The sequence below is a fragment of the Burkholderia sp. BE12 genome, from assembly GCF_002959955.1.
Lineage (GTDB): Bacteria > Pseudomonadota > Gammaproteobacteria > Burkholderiales > Burkholderiaceae > Burkholderia.
Window position 1 is genome coordinate 434,875 of record NZ_PREY01000001.1, and the last position, 23,881, is coordinate 458,755.

The following is a 23,881-nucleotide window of genomic DNA, read 5'->3' on the forward strand; positions in this document are numbered from 1 at the left end:
AGGAGTCAGCATGAATCATCCGACCGGTTTCAATCCGGGCCTGACGCGTGCCGTCGGCCTCGGCACCGACGCGATGCCTACCTCGCTCTATACCGACGCGGCGCAGTTCGAGCTCGAACGCAAGCAGATTTTCCGACGCGCATGGCTCATGGTCGGCCGCGTCGAACGCATTCCGAATCCCGGCGATTTCTTCGTGAAGGACCTCGCGGTCGTCGATGCGTCGATCATCGTCGCGCGCGCGTCGGACGGCAAAGTCCGTGCGTTCCACAATGTCTGCGCGCATCGCGCGAACATCGTCGAACATCGCGCGTCCGGCAACGCGAAGCGCTTCGTGTGCCGCTATCACAGCTGGAGCTACGACAATGCCGGCGCGCTCGCGAACGTTCCCGACGAAGCCGGCTTCTTCGGCCTCGACAGGAAAAAATGCGGGCTGACGCCGGTGGCACTGGAGAGCTGGGAGGGCTGGATCTTCATCAACGTGGCGCCGGAGCCGGAGGTCACGCTGCGGGAATTCCTCGGGCCGGTCGCCGACGCGCTGACCGGCATTGCATACCAGCATCCCGATCATCCGATCGTGCTGCGCGGGGAGTTCAACGCGAACTGGAAGACCGTCGCCGAGAACTTCAGCGAGGCCTATCACGTCGCGTCGATTCACCCGAGGACACTGGCGCCTTTCTACACCGGGCCAGCCAATCCGTTCGGGTGTCCGATCAGCGTGCGGCTCCATGGCCCGCACCGCTCGATGTCGTGGTGGCTGAACCCGCTCGCGCAGCCGTTCGCCGATTCGAAGGTCGCGAAATGGCTGTTCTCCGCGGACCACTCGGTGACGGGCACGCGCAAGGCCGGGCAGACCAACGCGGTCGTGGAGCACAAGCACGTGAATCCGACGAAGGACGCGAACTGGGCAAGCGACGTCAACTGGTTCTTTCCGAACTGGCATCTGCAGATTTCCGCGAACCAGTTCTGGACGCACGAGTTCTGGCCGACGTCGGCATCGACGACCGTCTGGGAAGCACGCTTCTATTACAAGAAGGCCGCGACCGTGCGCGATCGGCTTCAACTCGAGCACTTCACGTCGCAGATCACCGATTCGATGCTCGAGGATCTCGGCAACATCGAGAGCATGCAGGTCGGGATGGCGTCGGGCGCGAAGCCCTTCGTTCATTTCAACGAGAGCGAAGTCCTGTGCCGGCATTCGCTCGAGCAGGTCGTCAAATGGTCGAATGCCGCGACGGTGAAGGATGCGCTCGCGTAGGTCGGCCGGATTTCAGCTATCCAGTGCGGTGAAAAGGAGGGGACGATGGGAACGAGAATACTGTGGCAGGCCGAAAACCGCTCGAACGATGCGGACTTCGAGGGCGTCACCGAAACCTATGCAGCGATGCTGAAGTTCGCGCATCAGGTGGCGAGGCCCGATACCGAGATCACGCTGCGCTACATGGAGGAAGCGCCGCGTTCGTTTGCGAACAACCTGATCTACCCGCGCGCGGTCACGAAGGTGCAGGTCGTCAACCGCGTCGTCGAGGCCGAGCGGGAAGGATTCGATGCGGCGCTGGCCGGCGTCTGTATCATCGACGCGTATTCGCAGGAATGTCGGCAGACGGTCCGGATGCCGGTACTCGGCGGCGCGGAATCGACGATGCTGATGGCGCAACTGGTCGGCAAGCGCTTCGCATGGGTCACGATCGCGCCGTCGTTCATCGAGCCGTTCGAAGCCCATATCCGTCAGCACGGCTGGGCGGATCGCGCGATTCGCGACCGGCCGGTGCGCGCGCTCGATCCGTCGTGCTGGCTGGCGATCGTCGACGCGGCGAGAGGGCCGCCCGAGCGCTGGATCGAGATGTTCGACGAGGCAGCCCAGGCCTGCGTGCGCGACGGCGCCGATACCGTGCTGTGCGGCTGCAACCCCGGCGGCGCGTTGCTGGGGCTGGCCGGCTATCGCGAGGTGCGCGACACGGGCGTGCCGGTCATCATGGGGCCGGCGGCGATGGTGAAACTGGCCGAAGCGATGGTCGACCTGCGCAGAAGCGTCGGCCTGACCAAGTCGGAGGCCGTGACCGGCGCGTATCGAACGACGCCGGCTCACATCCTCGAAGAACTTCAGGCGATGGGGAAGAAGCTCGTCGCTTGACGCATCGGCGGCGATTCGCCGCCGATGCTTCGCCGATACGCGCGGGTTGCGCCAAAGCGATGCGCAGGCGGTGAGTCCGCGCATCGCCGGCGCGCCACCCGTTCAGTCCGCATACAGGTTCGGAAACTGCCCGGTCGTGCTGATCACCGTCGTGCGGGTTTCCAGATACGGGGCAAGCGCATCGATCCCGTTTTCGCGTCCCCAGCCGCTGGCCTTGAAACCGCCATACGGCGTCGACCAGCGCAGGAACGAGTAGGTATTGACCCACACCATGCCCGCGTCGATACGGCTGGACACGCGATGCGCGCGGCCGACGTCGCGCGTCCACAGGCCTGCCGTCAACCCGTAGGGTGTGTCGTTCGCGATCGCGACGGCCTCGTCTTCGCCATCGAACGGAATCAGCGAGGCCACCGGGCCGAAGATCTCGTCGCGCGCGACGCGCATCCGGTTCGTGACGCCGGCGAACACGGTCGGCTCGACGAAGTAGCCGGCCGCGAGTTCGGGCGTCGCGATACGATGGCCGCCGGCGACGAGTTCCGCGCCGTCCTGCTTGCCGATCTCGATGTACGACAGCGTCTTGTCCAACTGCGCCTGATGCGACTGCGGGCCCATGTGATTCGTGTCGACCGACGGCATGCCGACGCGCACCGACTTCGCGCGCGCGCAGAACGCGTCGACGACGCGACCGTAGATCGACCGCTCGACGAGCACGCGCGAGCCGAGCGCGCAGCTCTGCCCGGTCAGCCGCCACGCGGATGCGGTGGCCGCGTTGATCGCGTTGTCGAGGTCGGCGTCCGCGAACAGGATATGCGGGGCCTTGCCGCCGAGTTCGAACGTGAAGCGCTTCAAGTTATCAGCGCCGTCGCGAACCATCTGTTTGGCAGTCTGGCTCGCGCCCGTGAACGAGATCTTGTCAACGTCCGGATGCTTGACCAGATGCGCGCCGGCCGTGCGCCCGTAACCGGGCACCACGTTGAACACGCCCGGCGGAAAGCCCGCTTCGTGGACCAGGCGCGCAAGCTCGAGCGCCGACACGGGCGTTTGCTCGGCCGGCTTGACGACGACCGTGCAGCCGGCCGCGAGCGCGGCGCCGATCTTCAGGCAGGTAGCGAGCAGCGGCGCATTCCACGGGATGATCGCGCCCACCACGCCGATCGGCACGCGCGTCGTGAATGCGTGGACGCTATCGTCGATCGGGATGGTCGTGCCTTGTGCCTTGTCCGCCAGCGATGCGAACCACTGATACCACTGCACCTGCGCAGTCAGACTCGCGCGATGCTCGCGCACGAGATTGCCGTTGTCGCGCGATTCGATGATCGCCAGCTCGGGAACCGCCGCGCTGAAGCGCTCCGCGAGGCGGCGCAGCAGCGCCGCGCGCTCATGTCCCGGCGTGCGGCGCCACGGGCCGTTGAATGCGGCCCGCGCCGCGACGACTGCACGATCGATGTCCTGCGGGCCGCCCATCGGCGCGATCGCCCAGGGCCGGCCGGTCGCCGGATCGATGCTTTCGACCAGCTCGCCGTCGATCGGCTTCACCCATGCGCCGTCGATATAGAGGTGCTCGTAGCGGCGCAATGATGTGTCATCCGTCGTCGCGTGTGGTGAGGCGTTCGACATTCGGTACTCCGGTCAGGTCAGGCGTGGTTCATGTAAGCGCGCAGCGCATGCGGCGCGATGGCGTCGAGGTCGCGCGTGCGTCGCGCCGGTTGGTGAGTAGCCGCAACGGCTGCCGCCGCTCAGATCGGTGTGTCGGCGACGCCGCCGTCCGCCCGCAGCGCGGCGCCCGTCGTCGCCGACGCGAGCGGCGAGCACGTGTAGAGCACGAGGTTCGCCACTTCGTCGACCGACGCGAAGCGCCGCGTGATCGACGACGGACGCAGCGCCTTGACGAGTTCGGCGCCTTGTTCCTCGATCGTCTTGCCGGTACGGCGGATTTCCGCTTCGAGGAAATCCACCACCCCTTCGCTGAGCGTCGGGCCCGGCAGGACTGCGTTCACCGTGACGCCGGTGCCCGACATGCGTTTCGCGAGGCCGCGCGACAGGCCGAGCAGCGCCGTCTTGGTCACCGCGTAATGCAGCATGTCGGGCGGCGTGCTGATTCCGCACTCGGAGCTGATGAAGACGACGCGCCCCCAGTCGCGCGCGCCCATGTTCGGCAGGTAGGCCCGCGCCAGCCGGACCCCGGACAGGATGTTGAGCTCGAAATATTTCTGCCAGGTCGCATCCGGGATCTCGAAGAAATCGGCGGTCTCGTAGATGGCCGCGTTGTTCACGAGGATGTCGCAATCGGGCACCTGTTCGACGAGGCGGTTACAGCCGGCGGCCGACGACAGGTCGGCCGCCGCGCCGCGCACCGTTGCGCCGGGGATCGCGGCGCGGATCGCGTCGACGGCGGTTGCGATCCGCCGTTCGTCGAGATCGTTGACGACGACCTCGGCACCGCACTGCGCGAGCCGCTTCGCGATCGCATGGCCGATGCCCTGCGCGGCGCCCGTTACGACGGCAAGCTTGCCGTCCAGCGTGATCTGCATGATGTCTCCTTGCCTAATATGGTCGATTCTGTCGGCGCGTCGCGGTCGTTCGTTCCGTGCAGCGAGCTGCAAGCGGCAAGCGGTGTGCCGGCGGAAGGCGTCGCGTGCCGATCTTAAGTAGCGGACGCCGAACGGGCCATGCTGCAGCGTTCGCATTTCTTGCGCGATCGTACGGAATCGCGTTGTCTGCGAGTGACGTAGCCGCAGGCGTTCGAACCGGCACACGCGTGAATGCGTATGCGCCCGGAGGCGTCGATTGTCGCCAGCAACGCAGGTCCCCGAAGTACGGAACGCCGAAAGACGCCTGATTGACACGAGTCAGCCTCGCCTCTGTAATCGCCCCCATCGAGGGGAGGAGGTGACGAACATGATCGACGGACTGACGGTCCGCGTCGCGGCGAGGCACGACGAAGCCGCCGGCATCTGCAGTTTCGAACTGGTTCGGGCGGATGGCCGGCCGCTGCCGCCGTTCTCGGCCGGCGCGCATATCGACGTGGCCGTGCCCGGCGGCCCGACGCGCCAGTACTCGCTGTGCAATGCACCCGACGAAAGCCACCGATACCGGATTGCCGTTCTGCGCGATCCGAACTCGCGCGGCGGGTCGGCCGGCATGCACGATCGCGTGAAGATCGGCGACACGCTGACGATCAGCGCGCCGAAGAATCATTTCCCGCTCGCGCATGACGCGGAGCACAGCCTGTTGCTCGCAGGCGGCATCGGCGTGACGCCGATCCTGTGCATGGCGGAACGGCTGGCGCGCATCGGCGCGTCGTTCGACATGCACTACTGCACGCGGTCGCGCACGCGCACGGCGTTTCTCTACCACATCGCACGTGCACCCTATGCGGGCCGTGTGCAGCTTCATTTCGACGATGAAGCCGCCGAGCAGCGCTTCGATATCGCGGCGCGACTCGCCGTTCCCGAAGCAGGCACGCATCTGTACGTCTGCGGACCGAAGGGCTTCATGGATGCAATGCTGACGACCGCGCGTGCGAACGGATGGCCGGAAGCGCAACTGCATTACGAGTTTTTTGCGGCCGAGGCGCGACAGACGGAACGGGACGGCCGGTTCGAAGTGCAGATCGCGAGTTCGGGCCGCGTGATCGTCATCGAAAAGCACGAATCGGTCGTGCGGGCACTCGCGAGGGCCGGTATCGAGATCGAGACCTCGTGCGAGCAGGGCCTGTGCGGAACCTGCGCGACGCGCGTGCTCGCGGGCGAGCCCGAGCATTTCGATCATTGCCTGACCGCCGAGCAACGCGCGGCGAACGACCAGTTCATGCCGTGCTGCTCCCGCTCGAAATCGGCGCGGCTGGTTCTGGATCTGTAGCGGGCAGGCCGGCGTCGACGGCTGGTTCCGAACCATCGTCGCAGCAGACGCAAAAAACAGACGCGCCGCACGCATCCGCCGACAGATTTCCGACGGATACGTGCGGCGCGGCGCTTCGATACGACGACCGAAGTCGTCGCGGCGCATCAGAATTTGTGCCGCATCGCGACGCGCAGCGCGATCTGATGATTGGACGTCGACGGCGTGAGTTGGTTGATCGACGCGACGGCACGGCGTCCGGTCGAATCGGTTCCGCTCGCGCGCTGATAGGTGCCGACGAAGTAGACGTCGGTGCGTTTCGACAGGAAGTAGTCGGCGCCGAATGATGCCTGGTTGTAGTGCCCGCTGCCCGTCGCATCGGCGCCGCTGTTCTTCGTGTACACGTAGTTCGCGCCGACGACGAAAGCCGGCGTGATCTGGTATTTCACGTTCAGTTCGGCGTTGTTCAACTTCGCGGTGCCGCTGATGCCGCCGGCGGGCACGGGACCCGACGTGGTATCGCCGAGATGGCGGAACTGCGTGTTCGAATAGGTCGCGCCGAGCGTCAGCGAGCCGATCGTGTAGGCCGCGCCCGTGCCGATCACCTGCAACGTATGCGCCGACGCGTAACCCGAAATCACCGGCGACGCGCCGAAGTTCGAGCCGGGCACACCGTTGACGGTCGCGGCGACGGTGCCGCCCGCGCCATAGAACGATGTGTTCGGGTTCCGCACGTTGAGGTAGCCCGCGCCTATCGAAAGCGGGCCGTTCGTGTAGCTGGCGCCGGCCGACCAGATCTGGTTGCGGCCCGTGTGCCCCGACACGCCGCCCAGCGAGTACAGCGCGGTCGCCGTCAAGCCGTGAAAGACAGGGCTCGTGTATTTGATCGCGTTGTTGACGCGATTGGTGTTGTTGAAGTTGTCGTTGTCGGACGGGTGGGCGGCGAGATAGCCGCCCCACTGATCGCCCGCTTCGAGCAGGCCGACCGAATCGACGACCGAATCGTACTGACGCCCGAGCGTGACGGTTCCGTACGGGCCGGACAGGCCGACATACGCTTGTCGGCCAAATTCGAGGCCGCCTTGGCCGAGCTTGCCGGTATTGAGGTCGAAGCCGTTCTCCAGCACCGCGATCGCGCCGTAGCCGCCGCCGAGGTCCTCCTTCACGCGCAGCCCCCAGCGGCTGCCGTTGAGCACGCCGCTCGCGAGACTATACAAATGGTGGCCGGACGCGTTGCTCACGTAGTTGACCCCTTCGTCGATAATCCCGTACAACTGCACGCTGCTCTGCGCATGTGCCGTACCGCCGACGCAACCCACCGCTGCGCAAAGCGCAATCGTCCTTTTCATTGACTGTCTCCAAAGTTTCTTCTGAATGTACGTATCGTGACGTCGCGATCGGTATCGGCGTCAATTAATATGGAAAACTAATTGATACGACAAGAAACGCCCGATTGCCGCAACGTTCGGTCGATTAGATGCGTGGCCGATATCACCGTCAATCGGTCGGGCAATCCGATTCCGTGCAGTGAAAGAGGTGCCGCGCGATGCGTCGTGGACAGCGTGGAGACCCTTAAGGGTAAAGCCGCAGGGCGATGGTTCGATCGCGATGTCAGTCGCGATCGATCACATACACGTGTGGGTGGGAGTGCCGACTCATGGCGCGATGATGCGTCGGCAGGCCCGAGACTCAGTTACTTCACGAGATGAATCTTTCTTCCCGATCCGTCGGACTTCGACGCCGCATCGATGCGGCGCGAGCCGCTGCTCTCGACGTTTTCCTTGGCGATCCGCATCGCCTGATCGAACTGCGTGCCGGTGGCGACGTGACGATGGTCGACGCTCACCAGCCATCCGCGCCCGCTGTGACACCAGCGGATCCGCCGCTCATCGAGCAAGGCGGCGAACCATCGCCATAGCGCGGCATCTTCCGCGTTGGCGTTTTCCCGCGCGCGGGCACGCGCGACCGTCATGCTCGATCCGTGATCCTCGATTCGTTGCTTCTGCATTGTCTGAGCCCTGCAATGAGCCACGTTGGCCCGTCGGTTCCGGCACCGCGTCATGTCAGTCTCAAGGGGAGCGCATTCGACCGGGACGCACCATGCCGCAGCGTCAACAGTGTCGGCTCGACCGCCGCAGCGTCAATAGTGCGCGGGCGACGATTCCGTACTTCGGAAGCCGGTCGCGCCACGCCGAGCGCACGCCGCATGACGCGCATCGCATACCGAACCAAAACCCGCGATGCAGGCGTTCCGACGTACGGAACAGGCTGCGGGTGCGCATTGACGCTCCCCGGTGAGCGAATCACGATGAGCAGCGATGCCTGTCGCATCGTCCGTCGATCTTCGTCGCTTCGGACAGGCGCCCGTCCGGGACGCTATCGCGACGCGCGCGAACTTCAACCCGTCATGACGATGATTCCGGATGGCGCATGCGACGCCGGAGCGCCCGACGTGACCCTCGATCTCGCCCATCCATGAACCATCCAGCATGCGCGACCGCGCACGCATCGCCCGATGCCCGTCAGGCCGGCGACTGCGATGCGCTTTCCTCGCTGATTCGCCCCGGCGACACCATGATGTGGGGCCAGTCGCACGCCGAGCCCGTAACGCTGATGCGCGCGCTGGTCGCCCAGCGCCACAGCTTCAAGCGCATTCGCGTCTTTCTCGGCATCGGCCTCACCGACGTCCTGGCACCCGAGCATGCCGACGCCATCGATTTCCTCGCGTACTGCGGCAGCGGCGCGAACCGCAGGCTGGCGCGCGCGAACGTGCTCGACATTCTGCCCGCGCACTATTCGCAGCTGCCGGACCTGATCCGCAGCGGCGCGTTGCGGATCGACGTCGTGATGCTGCAGGTGTCGCCGCCGGACGAGCACGGTCGTTACAGCCTCGGGCTCGCGCGCGAGTATCTGGTGGAAGCGCTGAAACATGCGCGGGCGATCGCCGCGGAAGTGCATCCCGACGTGCCGTGGACCTACGGCGGTCCTTACTTGCGCGCCGCCGACATCGATTTGCTGGTGGCGTCGGACATGCCGTTCCCGGATGCCGCCGCGACGACGCCCGGGCCGGTGGAGCAGGCGATCGGGCAGCACGTCGCGTCGATCGTCGAAGACGGCGCGACGCTGCAGACGGGCATCGGCGCGATTCCTGACGCGGTGATGGCCGCGCTACACGACAAGCGCGACCTCGGCGTGCACACCGGCAGCATCGGCGACGGCATCGCGGCGCTGTGCGAAGCCGGTGTCGTGACGAATGCGCGCAAGACGATCGACGCGGGCATCACCGTCGGCGGCGTCATCATCGGCTCCGCGCGTGTGCGCCGCTTTGCTCACCGCAATCCCGCGCTCGAACTGCGCGCCACCGAATACACGCACAATCCGCACGTGCTGCGCCGGATCGATCGCTTCACCGCGATCAATTCCGCGGTGGAGGTGGACCTGACGGGGCAGGTCAACGCGGAAGTCGTCGGCGGCACGTATGTCGGCGCGGTCGGCGGCGTCGGCGATTTTCTGCGGGCCGCGCAGGCCAGCCGCGGCGGCGTGCCGATCGTGGCGCTACCGTCCACCGCGGGCCCGCACAGTCGCATCGTGACGAAACTGTCAGGCCCGGTAACGGTGCCGCGCAGCGACGCGTGCGTGATCGTCACCGAATATGGGATCGCCGATCTGCGCTGCCTGTCGCTCGCGCAGCGCGTGCCGAAGATGATTGCGATCGCGCATCCCGATCATCGCGAACGGCTCGCGCGCGAGGCCGGCCTGTCCGGCTGACGCAGCGGTGCGAAACGGACTTCGCCGGCGCCGGACCGGTTCGATCCGGCCGAATCGACGCTTCGATTAATCGGAATTGGACTGTCGGCGCGACCCGCGTAAGCTGGATCGAAGACAGTCATCACATGGAGACAATCGGAATGGGCAATGCAAAGGGGCCGCTGGCCGGCATCAGGATCGTGGAGCTGGGCGGCGTCGGGCCGGTGCCGTTCTGCTGCATGCTGTTGTCGGATCTGGGCGCGGACATCATCCGCATCGATCGCCCGCCGGGCTACGACGGCGGCCAGCCGGGCGATCCGCGCTTCAATCTGCTGAACCGTGGCCGGCGCAGCGCCGCGTTCGACCTGAAGAAGCCCGAAGCGGCCGACGCGGTGCTCAAGCTCGTCGCGCGGGCCGATGCGCTCGTCGAAGGGTTCCGTCCCGGCGTCGCCGAAAAGCTCGGCCTCGGGCCCGACGCGTGCCTCGCGGTCAATCCCGCGCTCGTCTATGGCCGCATGACCGGCTGGGGGCAGGACGGCCCGCTCGCGCAGGCGCCGGGCCATGACGTCAACTACATCTCGCTGACCGGCGTGCTGCACGCGGTCGGCGCGGCCAGCGGGCCACCCGTGATTCCGCTGAACCTGGTCGGCGATTTCGGCGGCGGCTCGCTCTATCTCGCGCTCGGCGTGGTGTCGGCACTGCTCGAAAGCCGGCGCTCGGGGCACGGGCAGTTCGTCGATGCCGCGATGGTCGACGGCTCGGCGTCGCTGATGACACTGTTCTACGGCATGTTCGCGAGCGGCTACTGGAAGGACGAGCGCGGCAGCAATCGTCTCGACTCCGGCGCGCCCTGGTACAACGTCTACGAGACGAAGGACGGCCGCTGGGTCAGCGTCGGATCGAACGAAACACGCTTCTGGCGCAATACGCTGGCGCTGCTCGGGCTGCACGAAGAGGACATGCCGGATCAGCACGACCGATCGCGATGGCCGGAAGTGCATGCGAAATTCGCCGAGATATTCCGCACCCGCACGCGCGACGAATGGTGCGCGCTCGCCGAAGGCCGCGAGGTCTGCATCGCACCGGTGATGTCGCTGACCGAAGCGCCCACTCATCCGCACCTGCGCGCTCGACAGACCTTCGTCGAACGCGACGGGGTCGTGCAGCCCGCACCCGCGCCGCGCTTCAGCCGGACGCCCGGCGCCATCCAGTCTTCGCCCGCGCGGCCCGGCGAGCATACCGACGCGGTGCTCGGCGACTGGGGATTCACCGCCGCGGAACTCGCGACACTGCGCGACGCCGGCGCGATCGCGTGATCCGAACGATGCGTGCATGACGCGCCCGCACCGCACGCGGGCGCGTTGCTGCCGTTCTTCAGGCGAGACCTTCATCCTTCCCGCGCATCACGTGAACGTCGCGCGGTGCGGCGACACGCCTGTCGCATCCCTGTCTTCGCAATGCCCCCGACATCGCTTGTGCACCGCACCCAACCACGCTTCGATATTTTCGAATCGCCGCTTCAAAAATGGCCAGTTGGTTCGCGACGCCGCAAGCCCTAAGCTCGATTCCAGGATGAACAGCGCGGCTGCCCGAGCAGACGCCGATAACTGGAGCGAAGACAAATGGCTAACTTTCTCGACGAATCGCAAAGCATGTGGCTCGACACCGTGAACAAGTTCATGGACAACGAGATCACGGTCGAATACGTGCGCAAGTGCGACATGAATCGCGATTACCCGTACGAGGCCTACGAAAAGATTGCGAAGCAAGGCTGGCTCGGGATCCTGATTCCCGAGGAAGAGGGCGGCTCGGGCGGCGACATCTTCGACTATTCGCTGATGGCCGAAGGCCTCGGCAAGTTCGGCTTCGACTTCGCGTGCTCGGTGCTGGTGCCGACGTTTACCGCGATGAACATCATCAAGTTCGGCACGCCCGAGCAGAAGAAAAAATACGTGCAGCCGTTCATCGACGGCAAGATCCGCTTCTCGGTGTCGATCTCCGAACCCGACGCGGGCTCCGACGCCGCGAACACGAAGACGCGTGCGCGCCGCGACACCAACGGCGACTGGATCGTCAGCGGCCAGAAACTCTGGTGCAGCGGCGCGGCGGCGAAGGACACCGTGATCGCGATGCTCGTGCGCACCAGCACGGACGACAAGCACAAGGGCCTGTCGGTGCTGCTGATCCCGAACGACACGCCGGGCATGGTGATCAACAAGCTGCCGACGCTGTCGCGCCACGCGACGGGCACGACCGAGATCTTCCTCGACGAGGTGCGCGTGCCGGCCGACGCGCTGCTCGGCGAAGAGGGTCAGGGCTGGCGCATCATCACCGAGCACCTCGAGCTCGAACGCTGCGCGGTCGCAGCCGCCTATACGGGCAATGCGCAGCAAGCCGTGAATACGGCGACGCGCTATGCGCACGACCGCATCCAGTTCGACCACCAGCTGTACGACTTCCAGGTGATTCGCCACATGCTCGCCGACTGCCAGACCAAGGTCGACGCCGCGCGCCTGCTGTGCTACCGCGCTGCGCGGATGGCAGCCGATCACGTGCCGTGCAGCCGCGAGGTGTCGATGGCGAAGCTGTACGGCTCGGAGACGCTGAAGGAATGCGCGCTGGCCGGCATGCAGATCCTCGGGGGCTACGCGAACCTGCCGGAAGCCGACATGGAGCGCTACCTGCGCGAGAGTATCCAGTCGACGATCGGCGGCGGCACGTCGCAGATCCAGCGCACGATCATCGCGAAGTCGATGCGCCAGTAACGGCCCCCCCGGTTTTCATCGGTGCGGCGCGCATGCGGCCGCGCCGCACCCCGCCATTCCATCATCAGGAGACACCGCCATGAGCGGCATCAACAACAGCATCAACATTCCGCTCGACGAGCTCGAAGTCGGCCAGAAATTCCGTTCGCCCGGCCGCACCGTGACCGAGAGCGACGTCGTGATGTTCTGCATGTTCACCGGCAACTGGATCGAGATCCACTCGAACAAGGAATATGCGGAGAAGACGCGCTGGGGCGAGCGCATCGTGCAGGGCATGCTGACGTTCTCGCTGATTTCCGGCCTGCTGCAGTTCGGTCCGGCGATCCAGGCGAACTACGGCGTCGACAAGATGCGCTTCCTGAATCCGGTGAAGATCGGCGACACGGTCTATGCGACCGCCGAAGTCATCGCGAAGAAGGACAAGGACGACAAGTTCGGCGTCGGCACGATGCTGATCCAGGCGTACAACCAGCTCGGCGAAGTCGTGCAGCGTAGCGAATGGAGCCTGCTGATGCTGCGCAAGCGCGCGGACCTCGACGCGCTGATCGCCGAAGCGCAGCCCGATTTCAAGGTCTGAGGAGCGCAGCCATGACTCCTCGTCCGGTTGCGGCGATCGTCGGCATGGGCGATGCCTACGCGTCGCGCGCGAATCGCAAGGACCCGCTGCAGTTGGCCGCCGAGGCGACGCTCAACGCGCTCGCCGACGCGGGCATCGGCAAGGACCAGGTCGACGCGGTATTCACGGGACGTTCGCCGTGGGCCGACAAGCGTTCGCAGTGGAGCAACATCTTCATCTCGCACATGCAGATGCCGGTGACGATCACGAGCGAGCTGACGATGCACGGCGCGGGCCTGACGTCGACGCTCGCGATCGCGTCGCAGATGATCGCGGCCGGCCGCGCCGAGTACGTGCTGTGCCTGCAGAGCGACGCGACCGAGCTGTTCGTCGACGCGGTCGCGATGGGCGCGGAAGCCGACGCGGATCCGCAGTTCGAGATTCCGTACGGTCCGACGATTCCGGCGCTCTACGCGCAGGCCGCGCAGCGCTACTTTCACGAGTTCGGCATCACCGAGGACGATCTCGCCGATGTCGCGATCGCGAACCAGCGCTGGGGACGTCATCATCCGCATGCGGCGAAGGCGAAGTTCGGCGAGATCGATCGCGCGGCGGTGCTGTCGTCGCCGTACGTCGCCACACCGCTGCGCCGCTGGATGTGCTCCACCTGGGGGGGCGGCACGGGCGGGGCGCTGATCGTCACGTCGCCGGAGAACGCGCGTCACGCGCGCGATCCGGTCTACCTGCTCGGCTACGGATCGGCGACCACGCACGAGTACCTGACCGATCGCATGAACCTGCGTCGCTGCCGGTTCGACAGTCTCGGCGCGTTGCCGAACCTGACGACCACCGCGACCGCCGAGGCGGCGCGCCAGGCCTATGCGATGTCGGGGCTGACGCCCGCCGACATCGACATGGCGCAGATCTCGGTGAACTTCGCGCATATGGGGCCGATCGTGATGGAGGATCTCGGCTTCGCGAAGAAGGGGCGCGGCATCGATCTTTATCGCGAAGGCCGCACCGGCGTCGACGGCGACCTGCCGACCGACACCAACGGCGGGTGGCTGTCGTTCGGGCAGCCCGGCATCTCGTGCAACATGGACAGCATGATCGAGGCCGTCCGGCAGCTGCGCGGGCAGGCGCTCGGGCTCGCGCCGGCCCGCCGGCCGCAAACCGTGCTGGTGCAGGGCGCGGGCGGGATGCTGGCCGCCGGCGCCGTGCTGCTGCTGTCGTCCGCAACGTGATATCCGACCGGAGCATTCCATGACCGAAACGCATTCCCCGAATGCCTGGCCGCAACCCTACCGGCTGCTCGATGCGCAACCGTACTGGGACGCGCTGGCCGAAGACAAGCTGACGTACCAGCGCTGCACGTCCTGCCACGAAGCCGTGTGGCCGGCTCACTCGTTCTGCACGCATTGCGGCGCGAAATCGCTCGACTGGACCGAATCGTCGGGCCGCGGCGAAATCTATTCGCACAGCACGATCATGCGCGGGCCGACGCCGGTGTGGGCCGGCATCGTGCCGTACACGGTCGGCTTCATCCGCATGGACGAAGGCTATTACCTGTTCGCGCAGATCGATGCGCCGGCCGAGACGATCGCGATCGGCCAGCGCGTCGAGGTCCGCTTCGTGCAGCGCGGCGAACAAAAGTTGCCGGTATTCGTGCCGTCGACAACCTGAGGGCCGCACGCGGCGCGCCGGCCCACCGGCGCCCGCGCGGCGTGCCCGCTCACGGAGGAGACATCGTGAAGCGCATTGATTTTCATCCCGTCGACGGAGGCTGACATGGCCGGACCGCTCGACGGAGTACGCATCCTCGACCTGACGTCGAATTTCATGGGCCCGTACGCGTCGCTGCTGCTCGCCGACATGGGCGCCGGCGTCTGCAAGATCGAATCGCGCGACGGCGACACGACGCGCCACATCGGCCCGAGCCGCCATCCAGGCATGGGCCCGATCTTCCTGCACCTGAATCGCAACAAGCGCAGCCTCGTGCTCGACCTCAAGCATCCGGACGGGATCGCCGCACTGAAGCGCATGGCGGAATCGGCCGACGTGCTGCTGTACAGCATGCGGCCGCACACGATGGCGAAGCTCGGGATCGCATACGAGGACGTGCGCAAGCTCAATCCGCGCATCATCTACTGCGGCGCGTTCGGCTTCGGGCAGAACGGCCCGTATGCATCGCGCCCCGCATACGACGACCTGATCCAGGCCGCGGTCGGGATGCCGGTGCTGCAAAGCCGTAAGGCGGGGCCGCCGACCTATGTCGCGACGGCGGTCGCCGATCGCGTGGTCGGTATGGCGACCAGCAACGCGGTCGCGATGGCGCTGTACCGGCGCGAGAAGACGGGCGTCGGACAGCAGGTGTTCGTGCCGATGCTCGAGACCTTCGTGCATTTCGTGCTCGGCGACCATCTGTACGGGCACACGTTCGTGCCGCCGCTCGGCGACTGGGGCTATGCGCGGATGATGAATCCCGACCGCCGTCCGTATCGCACGCGCGACGGCTATATCGGCGTGAACGTCTATGCGGACCATCACTGGCAGCGTTTCTTCGTGCTGTCCGGGCATCCGGAGATGGCCGACGATCCGCGCTTCAACAACATCGGCGGGCGCACCGAGCATATCGCGCAGCTGTACGCGTTCCTCGCGAGCGTGTTCGAGACGCGGACCACGGCCGAATGGGTGAACGCGCTGACCGAAGCCGACATTCCGGTGATCGAGATGAATACGCCCGAAACGCTGATCGACGATCCGCACATGAAGGCGGTCGGCTTCTTCGCCGAGCAGGATCATCCGTCCGAAGGCCGGATCCGGACGCTGGGCATCCCTCAGCAGTGGAGCGAAAGCACGCCCGAGTTGCGCTATCCGGCGCCGCGCCTCGGCGAGCATTCCGCGGCGCTGCTGGCCGAGTATGGCTTCGGTGCCGAGGAAATCGACCGGATGCTGCGCTCCGGCGGCGCGTATGCGCCGGACGCGAGCGGCTCGCCGCAATCGCAGTAAAACGAAATCAGGAGAAGCGACATGTTGCGTGACCTGCCGCTGTCGGGCGTTGTGGTGGTCGAACTGAGCGATAGCGCATCGGCGCCGTTCGCCGGAAAAATCCTGGCGTCGCTCGGCGCCGAAGTCTGGAAGATCGAACGCCCGACCGGGGACTCGGCGCGCGGCTGGGGGCCGAGCGAATGGAAGGGCAGCGGTGCGGCGTATCACGCGCTGAACCGCGGCAAGCGTTCCGTCTGCATCGACATCAAGGACCGCGAGCAACTGGCGACGCTGCACCGGTTGATCGCCGAGCATGCGGACGTGTTCATCCATAACCTGCGGCCGGGCTCCAGCGCGCAATACGGCCTCGATGCCGACAGCCTGCGCGTGACCAAGCCGGAACTGATCTATTGCGAGATCGGCGCGTTCGGCCATCTCGGGCCGCTGAACACGCTGCCAGGCTACGATCCGCTGATGCAGGCGTTCTCGGGGATCATGAGCATCACCGGCGAGGAAGGGCAGGCGCCGGTTCGTGCCGGCGTGTCGATCGTCGATTTCGGCTCGGGGCTGTGGGCCGTGATCGGCATTCTGTCGGCCCTGTATCGCCGCCAGATCAAGCATTGCGGCGCGACCGTCAACGGCTCGCTGCTGGAAACGGCGATCGGCTGGATGACCGTGGCGATCGCGAACTACAGCGCGGACGGCGATACCGGCGGCCGGCACGGATCGGGCGTCGCGTTCATCGTCCCGCATCGCGCGTATGCGACGGCCGACGGCTATCTGATCGTCAGCGCCGCGAACGACGCGTTGTTCGCCAAGCTGTGTGCGGCGCTCCAGCGCCCCGAATGGGCGCGCGACGAGCGCTTTGCGACCAATGCGGCGCGCCTGCGCAATCGCGCGGAGATCGACCGCCTGATCGGCGAGCGGCTCGCGACGGACGACCGCGCGACGTGGCAGGCGCGTTTGCAGGCGGCAGGTATTCCGGTCGCGCCGATCCAGACCACCGCGGAGGTGGTCGCGCATGCGCAGACGCACGCGCTCGGCATCATCGAGAAACCGTCCGACGACGAGATCGGCCTGGTCGGACTGCCGCTGTCGTTCGACGGCAAGCGCCCGCCGCCGCTGCACGCGGCGCACGACATCGGCGCCGACAACGCGTCGCTCGACGCGCTGCTGCGCACCGGCCGCTAGGCGCGCGGCAACCGTCTGACGATTGGCGGCGCGACGCGACGCGGCAACCGTCGCGGCTGTGCCGCCGCGTTCACGAAAACCGCCGCACGCGCGCGGCCGTGCGTGATCGCGCGGCCGCGTCCTGTCGCGCCGTTCGCATCGATCGGGTGTACGATCGGCGTCGAACGCCGCGATCCTTCACGCGCCGCGCGCTCGCCGCCACGCCTCGTTTCCTGTACGACGCGCCCGGCACGAGACCGCGCGCGACCGGCCGCGACGTGCGACAACGTCATCGAGACGTGCATGAGGGGAGACATGAGTACATTCAATCGCCTGCATCTGATCCGGCAGGTCGATCTGTTTACGCTGAAGCTGTTCCTGTCGGCGGTCGAGGAGCAGCAGATCGGGCTTGCGGCCATCCGCGAGAACGTCGCCGCATCGACCGCGACCAAGCGCATCCAGGACCTCGAGGACATCGCCGGCATCAAGTTGCTGGAACGCCGCCCGAAAGGCGTGGCGCCGAGCCCGGCCGGCGAGGTGCTGGTCCGCTATATTCGCCGCATCTTCGACGACCTCGACGACATGCGTTCCGAGATTTCGTCGTTTACCGACGGCATGCGGGGAGAACTCTCCGTCGCGTCGGCGCGCTCGATCATCGTGCCGTTTCTCGCGCGCGAGATCGGCGAGTTCAAGCGCGAGTATCCGCTCGTCGATCTGGTGGTGAACGAACTCGAGAACGCCGAGATCGTGCAGGCCGTCGCGCGCGGCGACGCGGACATCGGCGTGTTCGCGGCCGCGCACGAACTCGATCTCGGCGGCGTCGACGTGACGCCTTACCGCGAGGATCGCCTCATCGCGGTCGTCCCGCTGGGCCACCCGCTCACGGCACGCGCCAGCCTGACGACACAGGATCTGCTGTCGGAAAACCTGATCGTCGTCGGCGCGATGCTCGGTGCGATCCGTGCGGCGGCGCGCCGCGTCGGCATCGATTTCGAGCCGCGGTACGGCGTCAGAAGCGCGGGCGTCGCCGTCAGCCTCGTGCAGGCGGGGCTCGGCGTGACGGTGCAGCCGGAGTGCCTCGTCAGTCATGAACTGTTCAGCCGCGTCGCCGTAATGGAGCTGGCGGAACCGTGGGCCGTGCGCCGCATCCATATCGCGACCGCGCGCGGCCGCGAGCAGGGCCCGATCGCGCGCGCGCTGATCCGGCAACTGCTGGACCGGCCGGCCGGCGACGCGCCGGCGGCGTGACGCAACGCGGGCCGTCAGGGCTTGCGGTATTTCAGCGCGTCGACCAGCAGCGAGAACGCGGAGGTCGCGTGCCGCCGGTTCGCGTAATAGAGGTGATAGCCCTCGAAGGTCTTGCGCCATGCGCCCAGCACCTCGACCAGTTGCCCGGACGCCAGCGCCGTGCGCACGTATTCGACGGGCAGATAGGCAAGCCCGAGGCCGGCGAGCGCCGCGTCCCGCACGGGTGCGATGCTCGTGTACACGAGCGGGCCGTCCACCTTGATGCGTTGCTCGTTGCCGGCCCTCGTGAAAATCCACGGGAGAAATTCGCCATGCGTCGGCAGGCGCAGGTTGATGCATGCATGCGACACGAGATCGGCCGGGCGCTTGGGCGCCGGATGGCGGTCGAGATACGCGGGCGCGCAGAAGACGGCCATCGGAATATCGGGGCCGATCCGCACCGCGATCATGTCCTTCGCGACGAGGCGCCCGCGCCGCACGCCGGCGTCGAAGCGGCCGTCGACGATATCGGCCAGACCGTAGTCGGTCGTGATCTCGATCCGGATGCCCGGATGATCGGGCAGGAAGCGCGCGATGGCCGGCTGCAGCACGCTTTGCACCGCGAATTCGTCGGCCGTCAGCCGGATCACGCCGGTCGGCTTGCCGATCAGTTCGCCAATCTCCTCCAGCCCGGCATCGATTTCGCTCATCGCGGGGCCGACGCGGTTCAGCAGCCGTTCGCCGGCCTCGGTCAGCGACACGCTGCGCGTCGTGCGCGCAAACAGCCGCAGGTCGAGCCGCGCTTCCAGCCCGCGGATCGTCTGACTCAGCGCCGATTGCGATACGCCGAGCCGCGCGGCCGCACGCGTGAAGCTGCGCTCTTCCGCCACCATCACGAACGCGGACAGATCCTTGAGGTTATTGCCGGCCATTGAGAACTCCTGCTTATGACTTTAAGCAGATTTTGCAGGATTATCACTCGACGGACCAGCCTCTAACATGGTTGCTGTTTCGACTTTCTGATCGCAATGGAGGACAACGCCATGCCGCAATCCGTCACGTTCCCCAACCGCTCGGCAAACATTGCTGCCGATCTGTACGTCCCGCCGAACTTCGACGCCGGCACGAAGTATCCGGGCATCATCTGCGGCCACCCGATCAGCAGCTGCAAGGAGCAGACCGCGTCGATCTACGCGCAGAAGCTGGCCGCGCTCGGCTTCGTGACGCTCGCGTTCGACGCCTCCCATCAGGGCGCGAGCGGCGGCGAGCCGCGCTACCTCGAGGATCCGGCGTCGCGCGTCGAGGACTTCCGCTGCGCGGTCGACTATCTGGTGACGCTCGATTACGTCGACGACGCGCGTATCGGCGTGCTGGGCATCTGCGGCGGCGGCGGCTATGCGGTCAACGCGGCGATGACGGAGCGCCGGATCAAGGCGGTGGGCACCGTCGTCGCGGCCAACTACGGCCGCATCATGCGCGAAGGCAACCTGTCGGCCGACGCGGCGCTCGCCACGCTCGACGCGATCGGCAAGCAGCGTACCGCCGAGGCGCGCGGCGCCGACCCGCTGATCGTCACCTACATTCCCGCGTCGGAGGCCGAGCGCCAACAGGCCGGCATCAAGGACATCGACATCGTCGAAGCCGTCGACTACTACACGACGCCGCGCGGACAGCAGCCGGGCTCGCCGAACAAGCTGCGCTTCTCTGGCCTGCAGGCGGCGGTGGGCTTCGACGCGTTTCACCTCGCGGAGCAGTTGCTGACCCAGCCGCTGCAGATCGTCATCGGCAGCAAACCCGGCGCGTTCGGATCGTACCGCGACGGCTACGAACTGTTCGAGCGCGCGCGTTCGAGCCGCAAGAACCTGTTCGTCGTCGACGGCGCGAGCCACTACGACCTGTACGACAAACCCGAGTACGTCGAGCAGGCCATGTCGAAGCTCGGGCCGTTCTTTCAAGAGAATCTCGCGTCCGCGCGTTGACGCCGGCGGGCATTCCCGCGCGCGTCTCCGTTTTTCATCATCCGGCGGTCACGCCTGTGCCGCGCGCTGCGGCGCGGCGTGACGACGTCGATCCATCAAGAGAAAGTTTTCATGGCAAAGATCTGGTTTATCACCGGCGCCTCGTCGGGCTTCGGCAAGGCATTGGCCGAACACGTGCTGGCCAGTGGCGATTGTGCAGTCCTGACCGCGCGGCGACTGGCGCCGCTCGAAGCCATCGCCGGCCGCTACGGCGACCGCGCGCTGGCGCTGTCGATGGACGTGACCGACGCAGCTGCTCGGGCAACCGCACTGCAGGCCGCGTTGCAGGCGTTCGGCCGTATCGACGTGCTGGCGAACATCGCCGGCCGCGGTTCGTGCGGCGCGGTGGAGGAGTTTTCGCCGGCCCAACTGCGCGAGCAGATGGAGCTCAACTTCTTCGCTGCCGCCGAGCTGACGCGCGAGGTGTTGCCCCACATGCGCGCGCGTGGCAGCGGCCACGTGCTGAACCTGACCAGCGTCGCCGGGCTCGTGACGTTCCCGGCATGCGGTCCGTATTGCGCGGCGAAGTTCGCGCTCGAAGCGTGGAGCGAGGCGTTACACCACGAAGTCGCACCGCTCGGGATCCGCGTCACGCTCGTGGAGCCCGGCGCATTCCGAACCGAATTCGCAGGGGACGCGAACATGCGGCCGGAGCAGTCGCTCGATGCCTATCGCCCGGTCGTCGCGCCGATGCTCGACTATTTCGAACGGGAGGCCGGCAAGCAGGCGGGCGATCCCGCGAAGGCCGCGCGCGTGATGGCCGATGCCGTCAACAGCGACGTGCCGCCGTTGCGGCTGATGCTGGGCAAGGACGCGTATCGCGCATGGGACGCCGCCGTCGCCGCGCGTCAGGCCGATCTGGCCGCATGGCGCGATCGTGGCGAAGCCACGGCCTACGATGGCGTCGAAGTGACGTCGATCGAGTCCCTTTCCGCGTAGGTCGGCAGATACCGGGCGTTCGCTGCGACCGTTCGTGCCGCGCCCGATCCATCTGATCGACGATCGGGCGTGCTCGGTGTCGCCAGCGGCATTTCGAAGTACGGAAGGGACGCTCGGCGCGAATTGACCGGTGCACCGTTGCCCGCGCATCGTGACGGTATGTGCACCGCGTGCCCGCGTATCGCGGCCGCACGCGCGATGCCGCAGCGCGCGCCGCCCTGGCCGCGTCACGACAGGAGACAGCATGCAATCCCCCAACGGCACCGGCGAATCGGCGCCTGCACCGACGGATGTCACCGCGGCCATCGCCGCGCATGTCGCGTCCGTCGCGAACCGGTGCGCGACCGATGCCGATACGGCAGCACTGCGCCGGCTTTTCCTCGACAACTTCATCGTGTCGCTGTGGGGCGCGACGCGGCCGTGGACCGGCCAGATCGCGCGCTGGTCGCGTCGTTTTGCCGGCACGGGCGCGAGCCCGGTGCTCGGCGCCGACTGGACGGCCGACGCATCCGTTGCCGCATTGGTACACGGCACGGCCTCGCACAGCTACGAGCTCGACGACACACATAACGAGACGCTGAGCCATCCCGGCGCGGTCGTCATTCCCGCCGCGTTGGCCGTCGCGGCGAGCACGGGCGCGTCGCAAGCCATGCTGTTCCGGGCCGTGGCGGCCGGATACGAAGCGATGGCGCTGGTCGGCGCCGCAGCGGGCGGAATGGAAACCGTGCATCGCGGCTTTCATCCCACGGCGATTTTCGGCACGTTCGGTGCGGCCACCGCCTGCGTGGCGCTACATGCCTACCGCGACGACACGCCCGTCACGCCGGAATCGCTGATCCGTGCGTGGGGACATGCGTTGTCGCAGGCAAGCGGCGCGATGCAGTTCTCGGCGGAAGCGTCGGGCGGGGAGGTCAAGCGCGTTCATGCGGGTATCGCGGCACGCAACGGCGTGCTCGCTGCGGAATTCGCGCGAATGGACGCCGTAACGGCGCCGCGGCGCGTCGTCGAAGGCACCTACGGGCTCGCCGCGCTGTTCGGCGGTCCGCTGCGTGCGGTCGAATTGGGCGGCCCGCTGCAGATCCATTCGATCAGCCTCAAACCGTACGCATGCTGCCGCCTGTTCCATTCGACGATCGACGCGCTGGCCGAACTGACCACCAACTTTACGATGCGGACCGACGACATTCGCGAGATCGTGATCAGCGGCCCGCAGCTCATCGCGGATCAGCACATGCTCGCGCAGCCCGAATCGACGATGGCGGCCCAATACAGTTGCCCTTATATCGTCGGCGCGACGCTGAGCTACGGGCCGACCCGCTATGACGCCTATGACGACGCGTTCCTCGGCGATCCGCAGATCCGGCGCATTGCCGAGCGTGTGCGTTTCGAGGCGAGCGACGCGCTGACGCAGTATTACCCGACCCGCTTCGCGACAGGCGTACGGATCGTGCGCGACGACGGCAGCGCACAGTCGAGCGTCGTGATCGACAGCGTCGGTACGCCTGCCAGGCCGCTGACGCTCGATCAGATCATCGCGAAAGGCGAGAGTCTGACGTCGCATGGCGTGTGCGCGTCGGCCGGCAAGCAGTTCGCCGCGCTCGTTCACGACGATCGCAGCGATGGCCGAATGCTCGCGCAGGCGCTGGCAGCCGTGTCGTGCGAGATCCATGCAAACGGGAGCGAGGAATGACTGTCCATGACAATGCCGCGACAACGGAACGCGTCACGCGCGAGCCGCTGCACACCAGGCAGATCACGTTCGATGGGTTCAGACGAAGCGACGGTCTCTTTGAGATCGAAGGCTATCTGACCGATCGAAAACCACACGATTTCGCGCCGCCGAGCAGCCCGCGCGTGGTACCGGCGAACGAGCCGATCCACGATCTCGGCTTGCGGGTGGTGTTCGATCTCGACATGGTCGTCCACCAGGTCGACACCTTCATCCGCGCGTATCCGTACCGCGAATGCCCGGGCGGCGGCGCGACGCTGCAAGCGCTGGTGGGGCTGCGCATCGGTGCGGGCTGGAGCGGCGAGGTACGCAAGCGCCTGCCGCCCGGCGACACGTGTACGCATTTGCGGGAAATCCTGATTCCGCTCGCCACCGCGGCCATTCAGACCGTCAATCCGCTGCGTTCGCAAACCTTGCTCGAGGCGACCGACGCCAGCGGAAAACCGCTCAAGATCGACAGTTGCTTCGCATACGGCGCGTCGCGCGAGCTCGTCCTGCAGCGCTGGCCGGCGTTTCACCGCCCGAATCGAAGCTAGCCGGCGGGCGCGGCAAAGCGCTCGCTGCAAGCCTTCATCACGTCACCGGCCGCTTGGCACGCCCGGTGACGTTCGTCCTTTCCATGCCTTTCCCTGCGCGTCGACCTGCCCGGATCGGCCGTCGGCCAGCGTCCCGACGCACATTTCCGATCGCGAAAGTTCGACCGCGATTGATAAGCCCCGCTTATTGGCGTAAGTGCTTTAAGCAGTCTAGTTGCTGACGATATCGACCGCT

At 66.6% G+C, this 23,881-nt stretch carries 21 protein-coding genes; 16 read left to right on the forward strand and 5 right to left on the reverse strand.

Annotated features, from left to right (window positions below; translation table 11 throughout):
* The first annotated feature begins 10 nt into the window (after positions 1 to 10).
* Both C4B30_RS01905 and C4B30_RS35120 read left to right on the forward strand, forming a co-directional pair.
* On the forward strand, positions 11 to 1,255 hold the full coding sequence (locus C4B30_RS01905) for an aromatic ring-hydroxylating oxygenase subunit alpha (protein WP_027785842.1): 1,245 nt from the start codon (positions 11 to 13) through the stop codon (positions 1,253 to 1,255).
* A gap of 45 nt (positions 1,256 to 1,300) precedes the next feature.
* Complete coding sequence (locus tag C4B30_RS35120; protein ID WP_158683359.1) at positions 1,301 to 2,131, forward strand: aspartate/glutamate racemase family protein; 831 nt, start codon at positions 1,301 to 1,303, stop codon at positions 2,129 to 2,131.
* Between the two features lie 102 nt (positions 2,132 to 2,233).
* Here the strand turns inward: C4B30_RS35120 and C4B30_RS01920 are convergent, their stop codons facing one another.
* A complete protein-coding gene (locus C4B30_RS01920; protein ID WP_051421422.1) occupies positions 2,234 to 3,748 on the reverse strand; it encodes an aldehyde dehydrogenase in 1,515 nt (504 codons plus the stop codon).
* Between the two features lie 119 nt (positions 3,749 to 3,867).
* Positions 3,868 to 4,662 carry an SDR family NAD(P)-dependent oxidoreductase gene (locus C4B30_RS01925; protein ID WP_027785845.1) on the reverse strand — a complete coding sequence of 265 codons (795 nt, stop codon included), beginning with the start codon at positions 4,660 to 4,662 and terminating at the stop codon, positions 3,868 to 3,870.
* Between the two features lie 367 nt (positions 4,663 to 5,029).
* Here C4B30_RS01925 and C4B30_RS01930 point away from each other — a divergent pair, with 367 nt between their 5' ends.
* Positions 5,030 to 5,992, forward strand: coding sequence for a PDR/VanB family oxidoreductase (locus tag C4B30_RS01930; RefSeq protein WP_034185537.1), 963 nt, complete (start codon positions 5,030 to 5,032; stop codon positions 5,990 to 5,992).
* A gap of 146 nt (positions 5,993 to 6,138) precedes the next feature.
* Here C4B30_RS01930 and C4B30_RS01935 read toward each other — a convergent pair whose 3' ends face one another.
* Both C4B30_RS01935 and C4B30_RS01940 read right to left on the reverse strand, forming a co-directional pair.
* Positions 6,139 to 7,320, reverse strand: a complete 1,182-nt coding sequence (locus C4B30_RS01935) for a porin (RefSeq protein ID WP_105131574.1) — start codon at positions 7,318 to 7,320, stop codon at positions 6,139 to 6,141.
* Positions 7,321 to 7,664: 344 nt separating this feature from the next.
* Positions 7,665 to 7,943 carry a hypothetical protein gene (locus tag C4B30_RS01940; protein ID WP_051421423.1) on the reverse strand — a complete coding sequence of 93 codons (279 nt, stop codon included), beginning with the start codon at positions 7,941 to 7,943 and terminating at the stop codon, positions 7,665 to 7,667.
* Between the two features lie 602 nt (positions 7,944 to 8,545).
* Between C4B30_RS01940 and C4B30_RS01945 the strand changes: the two genes are divergently transcribed.
* The 9 genes from C4B30_RS01945 to C4B30_RS01990 all read left to right on the forward strand — a co-directional run bounded on the left by C4B30_RS01945 (position 8,546) and on the right by C4B30_RS01990 (position 18,445).
* Positions 8,546 to 9,739 (forward strand): acetyl-CoA hydrolase/transferase family protein, encoded by a 1,194-nt coding sequence (locus C4B30_RS01945; protein WP_051421444.1) that lies wholly within the window; start codon positions 8,546 to 8,548, stop codon positions 9,737 to 9,739.
* 140 nt (positions 9,740 to 9,879) lie between these two features.
* On the forward strand, positions 9,880 to 11,034 hold the full coding sequence (locus C4B30_RS01950; protein WP_027785849.1) for a CaiB/BaiF CoA transferase family protein: 1,155 nt from the start codon (positions 9,880 to 9,882) through the stop codon (positions 11,032 to 11,034).
* A 306-nt stretch (positions 11,035 to 11,340) separates the two neighbouring features.
* Positions 11,341 to 12,483 carry an acyl-CoA dehydrogenase family protein gene (locus C4B30_RS01955; protein ID WP_009688657.1) on the forward strand — a complete coding sequence of 381 codons (1,143 nt, stop codon included), beginning with the start codon at positions 11,341 to 11,343 and terminating at the stop codon, positions 12,481 to 12,483.
* 79 nt (positions 12,484 to 12,562) lie between these two features.
* Complete coding sequence (locus tag C4B30_RS01960; protein WP_105131575.1) at positions 12,563 to 13,060, forward strand: MaoC family dehydratase; 498 nt, start codon at positions 12,563 to 12,565, stop codon at positions 13,058 to 13,060.
* A gap of 11 nt (positions 13,061 to 13,071) precedes the next feature.
* Entirely contained in the window at positions 13,072 to 14,283 is a 1,212-nt protein-coding gene (locus tag C4B30_RS01965) for a thiolase family protein (RefSeq protein ID WP_027785851.1), read from the forward strand.
* A 19-nt stretch (positions 14,284 to 14,302) separates the two neighbouring features.
* Positions 14,303 to 14,722, forward strand: a complete 420-nt coding sequence (locus C4B30_RS01970) for a Zn-ribbon domain-containing OB-fold protein (protein WP_027785852.1) — start codon at positions 14,303 to 14,305, stop codon at positions 14,720 to 14,722.
* Positions 14,723 to 14,827: 105 nt separating this feature from the next.
* The gene (locus C4B30_RS01975) at positions 14,828 to 16,048 is read left to right on the forward strand and encodes a CaiB/BaiF CoA transferase family protein (RefSeq protein WP_027785853.1); all 1,221 of its coding nucleotides are present in this window, start codon (positions 14,828 to 14,830) and stop codon (positions 16,046 to 16,048) included.
* 21 nt (positions 16,049 to 16,069) lie between these two features.
* Positions 16,070 to 17,218: a CaiB/BaiF CoA transferase family protein gene (locus tag C4B30_RS01980; RefSeq protein ID WP_027785854.1), complete on the forward strand. Its 1,149-nt coding sequence runs from the start codon at positions 16,070 to 16,072 to the stop codon at positions 17,216 to 17,218.
* A 294-nt stretch (positions 17,219 to 17,512) separates the two neighbouring features.
* Entirely contained in the window at positions 17,513 to 18,445 is a 933-nt protein-coding gene (locus tag C4B30_RS01990) for a LysR family transcriptional regulator (RefSeq protein WP_027785856.1), read from the forward strand.
* Between the two features lie 14 nt (positions 18,446 to 18,459).
* On the opposite strand, the gene C4B30_RS01995 is transcribed toward C4B30_RS01990, so the two are convergent.
* Positions 18,460 to 19,356: a LysR family transcriptional regulator gene (locus C4B30_RS01995; protein WP_027785857.1), complete on the reverse strand. Its 897-nt coding sequence runs from the start codon at positions 19,354 to 19,356 to the stop codon at positions 18,460 to 18,462.
* 111 nt (positions 19,357 to 19,467) lie between these two features.
* Between C4B30_RS01995 and C4B30_RS02000 the strand changes: the two genes are divergently transcribed.
* The 4 genes from C4B30_RS02000 to C4B30_RS02015 all read left to right on the forward strand — a co-directional run bounded on the left by C4B30_RS02000 (position 19,468) and on the right by C4B30_RS02015 (position 23,646).
* Positions 19,468 to 20,403, forward strand: coding sequence for an alpha/beta hydrolase (locus tag C4B30_RS02000; RefSeq protein WP_027785858.1), 936 nt, complete (start codon positions 19,468 to 19,470; stop codon positions 20,401 to 20,403).
* 111 nt (positions 20,404 to 20,514) lie between these two features.
* Positions 20,515 to 21,381 (forward strand): oxidoreductase, encoded by an 867-nt coding sequence (locus C4B30_RS02005; protein WP_034185494.1) that lies wholly within the window; start codon positions 20,515 to 20,517, stop codon positions 21,379 to 21,381.
* A 244-nt stretch (positions 21,382 to 21,625) separates the two neighbouring features.
* Positions 21,626 to 23,071: an MmgE/PrpD family protein gene (locus C4B30_RS02010; RefSeq protein WP_027785859.1), complete on the forward strand. Its 1,446-nt coding sequence runs from the start codon at positions 21,626 to 21,628 to the stop codon at positions 23,069 to 23,071.
* A complete protein-coding gene (locus tag C4B30_RS02015; RefSeq protein ID WP_027785860.1) occupies positions 23,068 to 23,646 on the forward strand; it encodes a DUF2889 domain-containing protein in 579 nt (192 codons plus the stop codon). Before C4B30_RS02010 ends, C4B30_RS02015 begins: the two co-directional genes overlap by 4 nt.
* The last annotated feature ends 235 nt before the right edge of the window (positions 23,647 to 23,881 follow it).

What these genes read in the sequence shown, in the direction of transcription:
- C4B30_RS01905 (WP_027785842.1), top strand. Translation starts at nt 11, where the DNA reads ATGAATCATCCGACCGGTTTCAATCCGGGCCTGACGCGTGCCGTCGGC.
- C4B30_RS35120 (WP_158683359.1), top strand. Translation starts at nt 1,301, where the DNA reads ATGGGAACGAGAATACTGTGGCAGGCCGAAAACCGCTCGAACGATGCG.
- C4B30_RS01920 (WP_051421422.1), bottom strand. Translation starts at nt 3,748, where the DNA reads ATGTCGAACGCCTCACCACACGCGACGACGGATGACACATCATTGCGC.
- C4B30_RS01925 (WP_027785845.1), bottom strand. Translation starts at nt 4,662, where the DNA reads ATGCAGATCACGCTGGACGGCAAGCTTGCCGTCGTAACGGGCGCCGCG.
- C4B30_RS01930 (WP_034185537.1), top strand. Translation starts at nt 5,030, where the DNA reads ATGATCGACGGACTGACGGTCCGCGTCGCGGCGAGGCACGACGAAGCC.
- C4B30_RS01935 (WP_105131574.1), bottom strand. Translation starts at nt 7,320, where the DNA reads ATGAAAAGGACGATTGCGCTTTGCGCAGCGGTGGGTTGCGTCGGCGGT.
- C4B30_RS01940 (WP_051421423.1), bottom strand. Translation starts at nt 7,943, where the DNA reads ATGACGGTCGCGCGTGCCCGCGCGCGGGAAAACGCCAACGCGGAAGAT.
- C4B30_RS01945 (WP_051421444.1), top strand. Translation starts at nt 8,546, where the DNA reads ATGATGTGGGGCCAGTCGCACGCCGAGCCCGTAACGCTGATGCGCGCG.
- C4B30_RS01950 (WP_027785849.1), top strand. Translation starts at nt 9,880, where the DNA reads ATGGGCAATGCAAAGGGGCCGCTGGCCGGCATCAGGATCGTGGAGCTG.
- C4B30_RS01955 (WP_009688657.1), top strand. Translation starts at nt 11,341, where the DNA reads ATGGCTAACTTTCTCGACGAATCGCAAAGCATGTGGCTCGACACCGTG.
- C4B30_RS01960 (WP_105131575.1), top strand. Translation starts at nt 12,563, where the DNA reads ATGAGCGGCATCAACAACAGCATCAACATTCCGCTCGACGAGCTCGAA.
- C4B30_RS01965 (WP_027785851.1), top strand. Translation starts at nt 13,072, where the DNA reads ATGACTCCTCGTCCGGTTGCGGCGATCGTCGGCATGGGCGATGCCTAC.
- C4B30_RS01970 (WP_027785852.1), top strand. Translation starts at nt 14,303, where the DNA reads ATGACCGAAACGCATTCCCCGAATGCCTGGCCGCAACCCTACCGGCTG.
- C4B30_RS01975 (WP_027785853.1), top strand. Translation starts at nt 14,828, where the DNA reads ATGGCCGGACCGCTCGACGGAGTACGCATCCTCGACCTGACGTCGAAT.
- C4B30_RS01980 (WP_027785854.1), top strand. Translation starts at nt 16,070, where the DNA reads ATGTTGCGTGACCTGCCGCTGTCGGGCGTTGTGGTGGTCGAACTGAGC.
- C4B30_RS01990 (WP_027785856.1), top strand. Translation starts at nt 17,513, where the DNA reads ATGAGTACATTCAATCGCCTGCATCTGATCCGGCAGGTCGATCTGTTT.
- C4B30_RS01995 (WP_027785857.1), bottom strand. Translation starts at nt 19,356, where the DNA reads ATGGCCGGCAATAACCTCAAGGATCTGTCCGCGTTCGTGATGGTGGCG.
- C4B30_RS02000 (WP_027785858.1), top strand. Translation starts at nt 19,468, where the DNA reads ATGCCGCAATCCGTCACGTTCCCCAACCGCTCGGCAAACATTGCTGCC.
- C4B30_RS02005 (WP_034185494.1), top strand. Translation starts at nt 20,515, where the DNA reads ATGGCAAAGATCTGGTTTATCACCGGCGCCTCGTCGGGCTTCGGCAAG.
- C4B30_RS02010 (WP_027785859.1), top strand. Translation starts at nt 21,626, where the DNA reads ATGCAATCCCCCAACGGCACCGGCGAATCGGCGCCTGCACCGACGGAT.
- C4B30_RS02015 (WP_027785860.1), top strand. Translation starts at nt 23,068, where the DNA reads ATGACTGTCCATGACAATGCCGCGACAACGGAACGCGTCACGCGCGAG.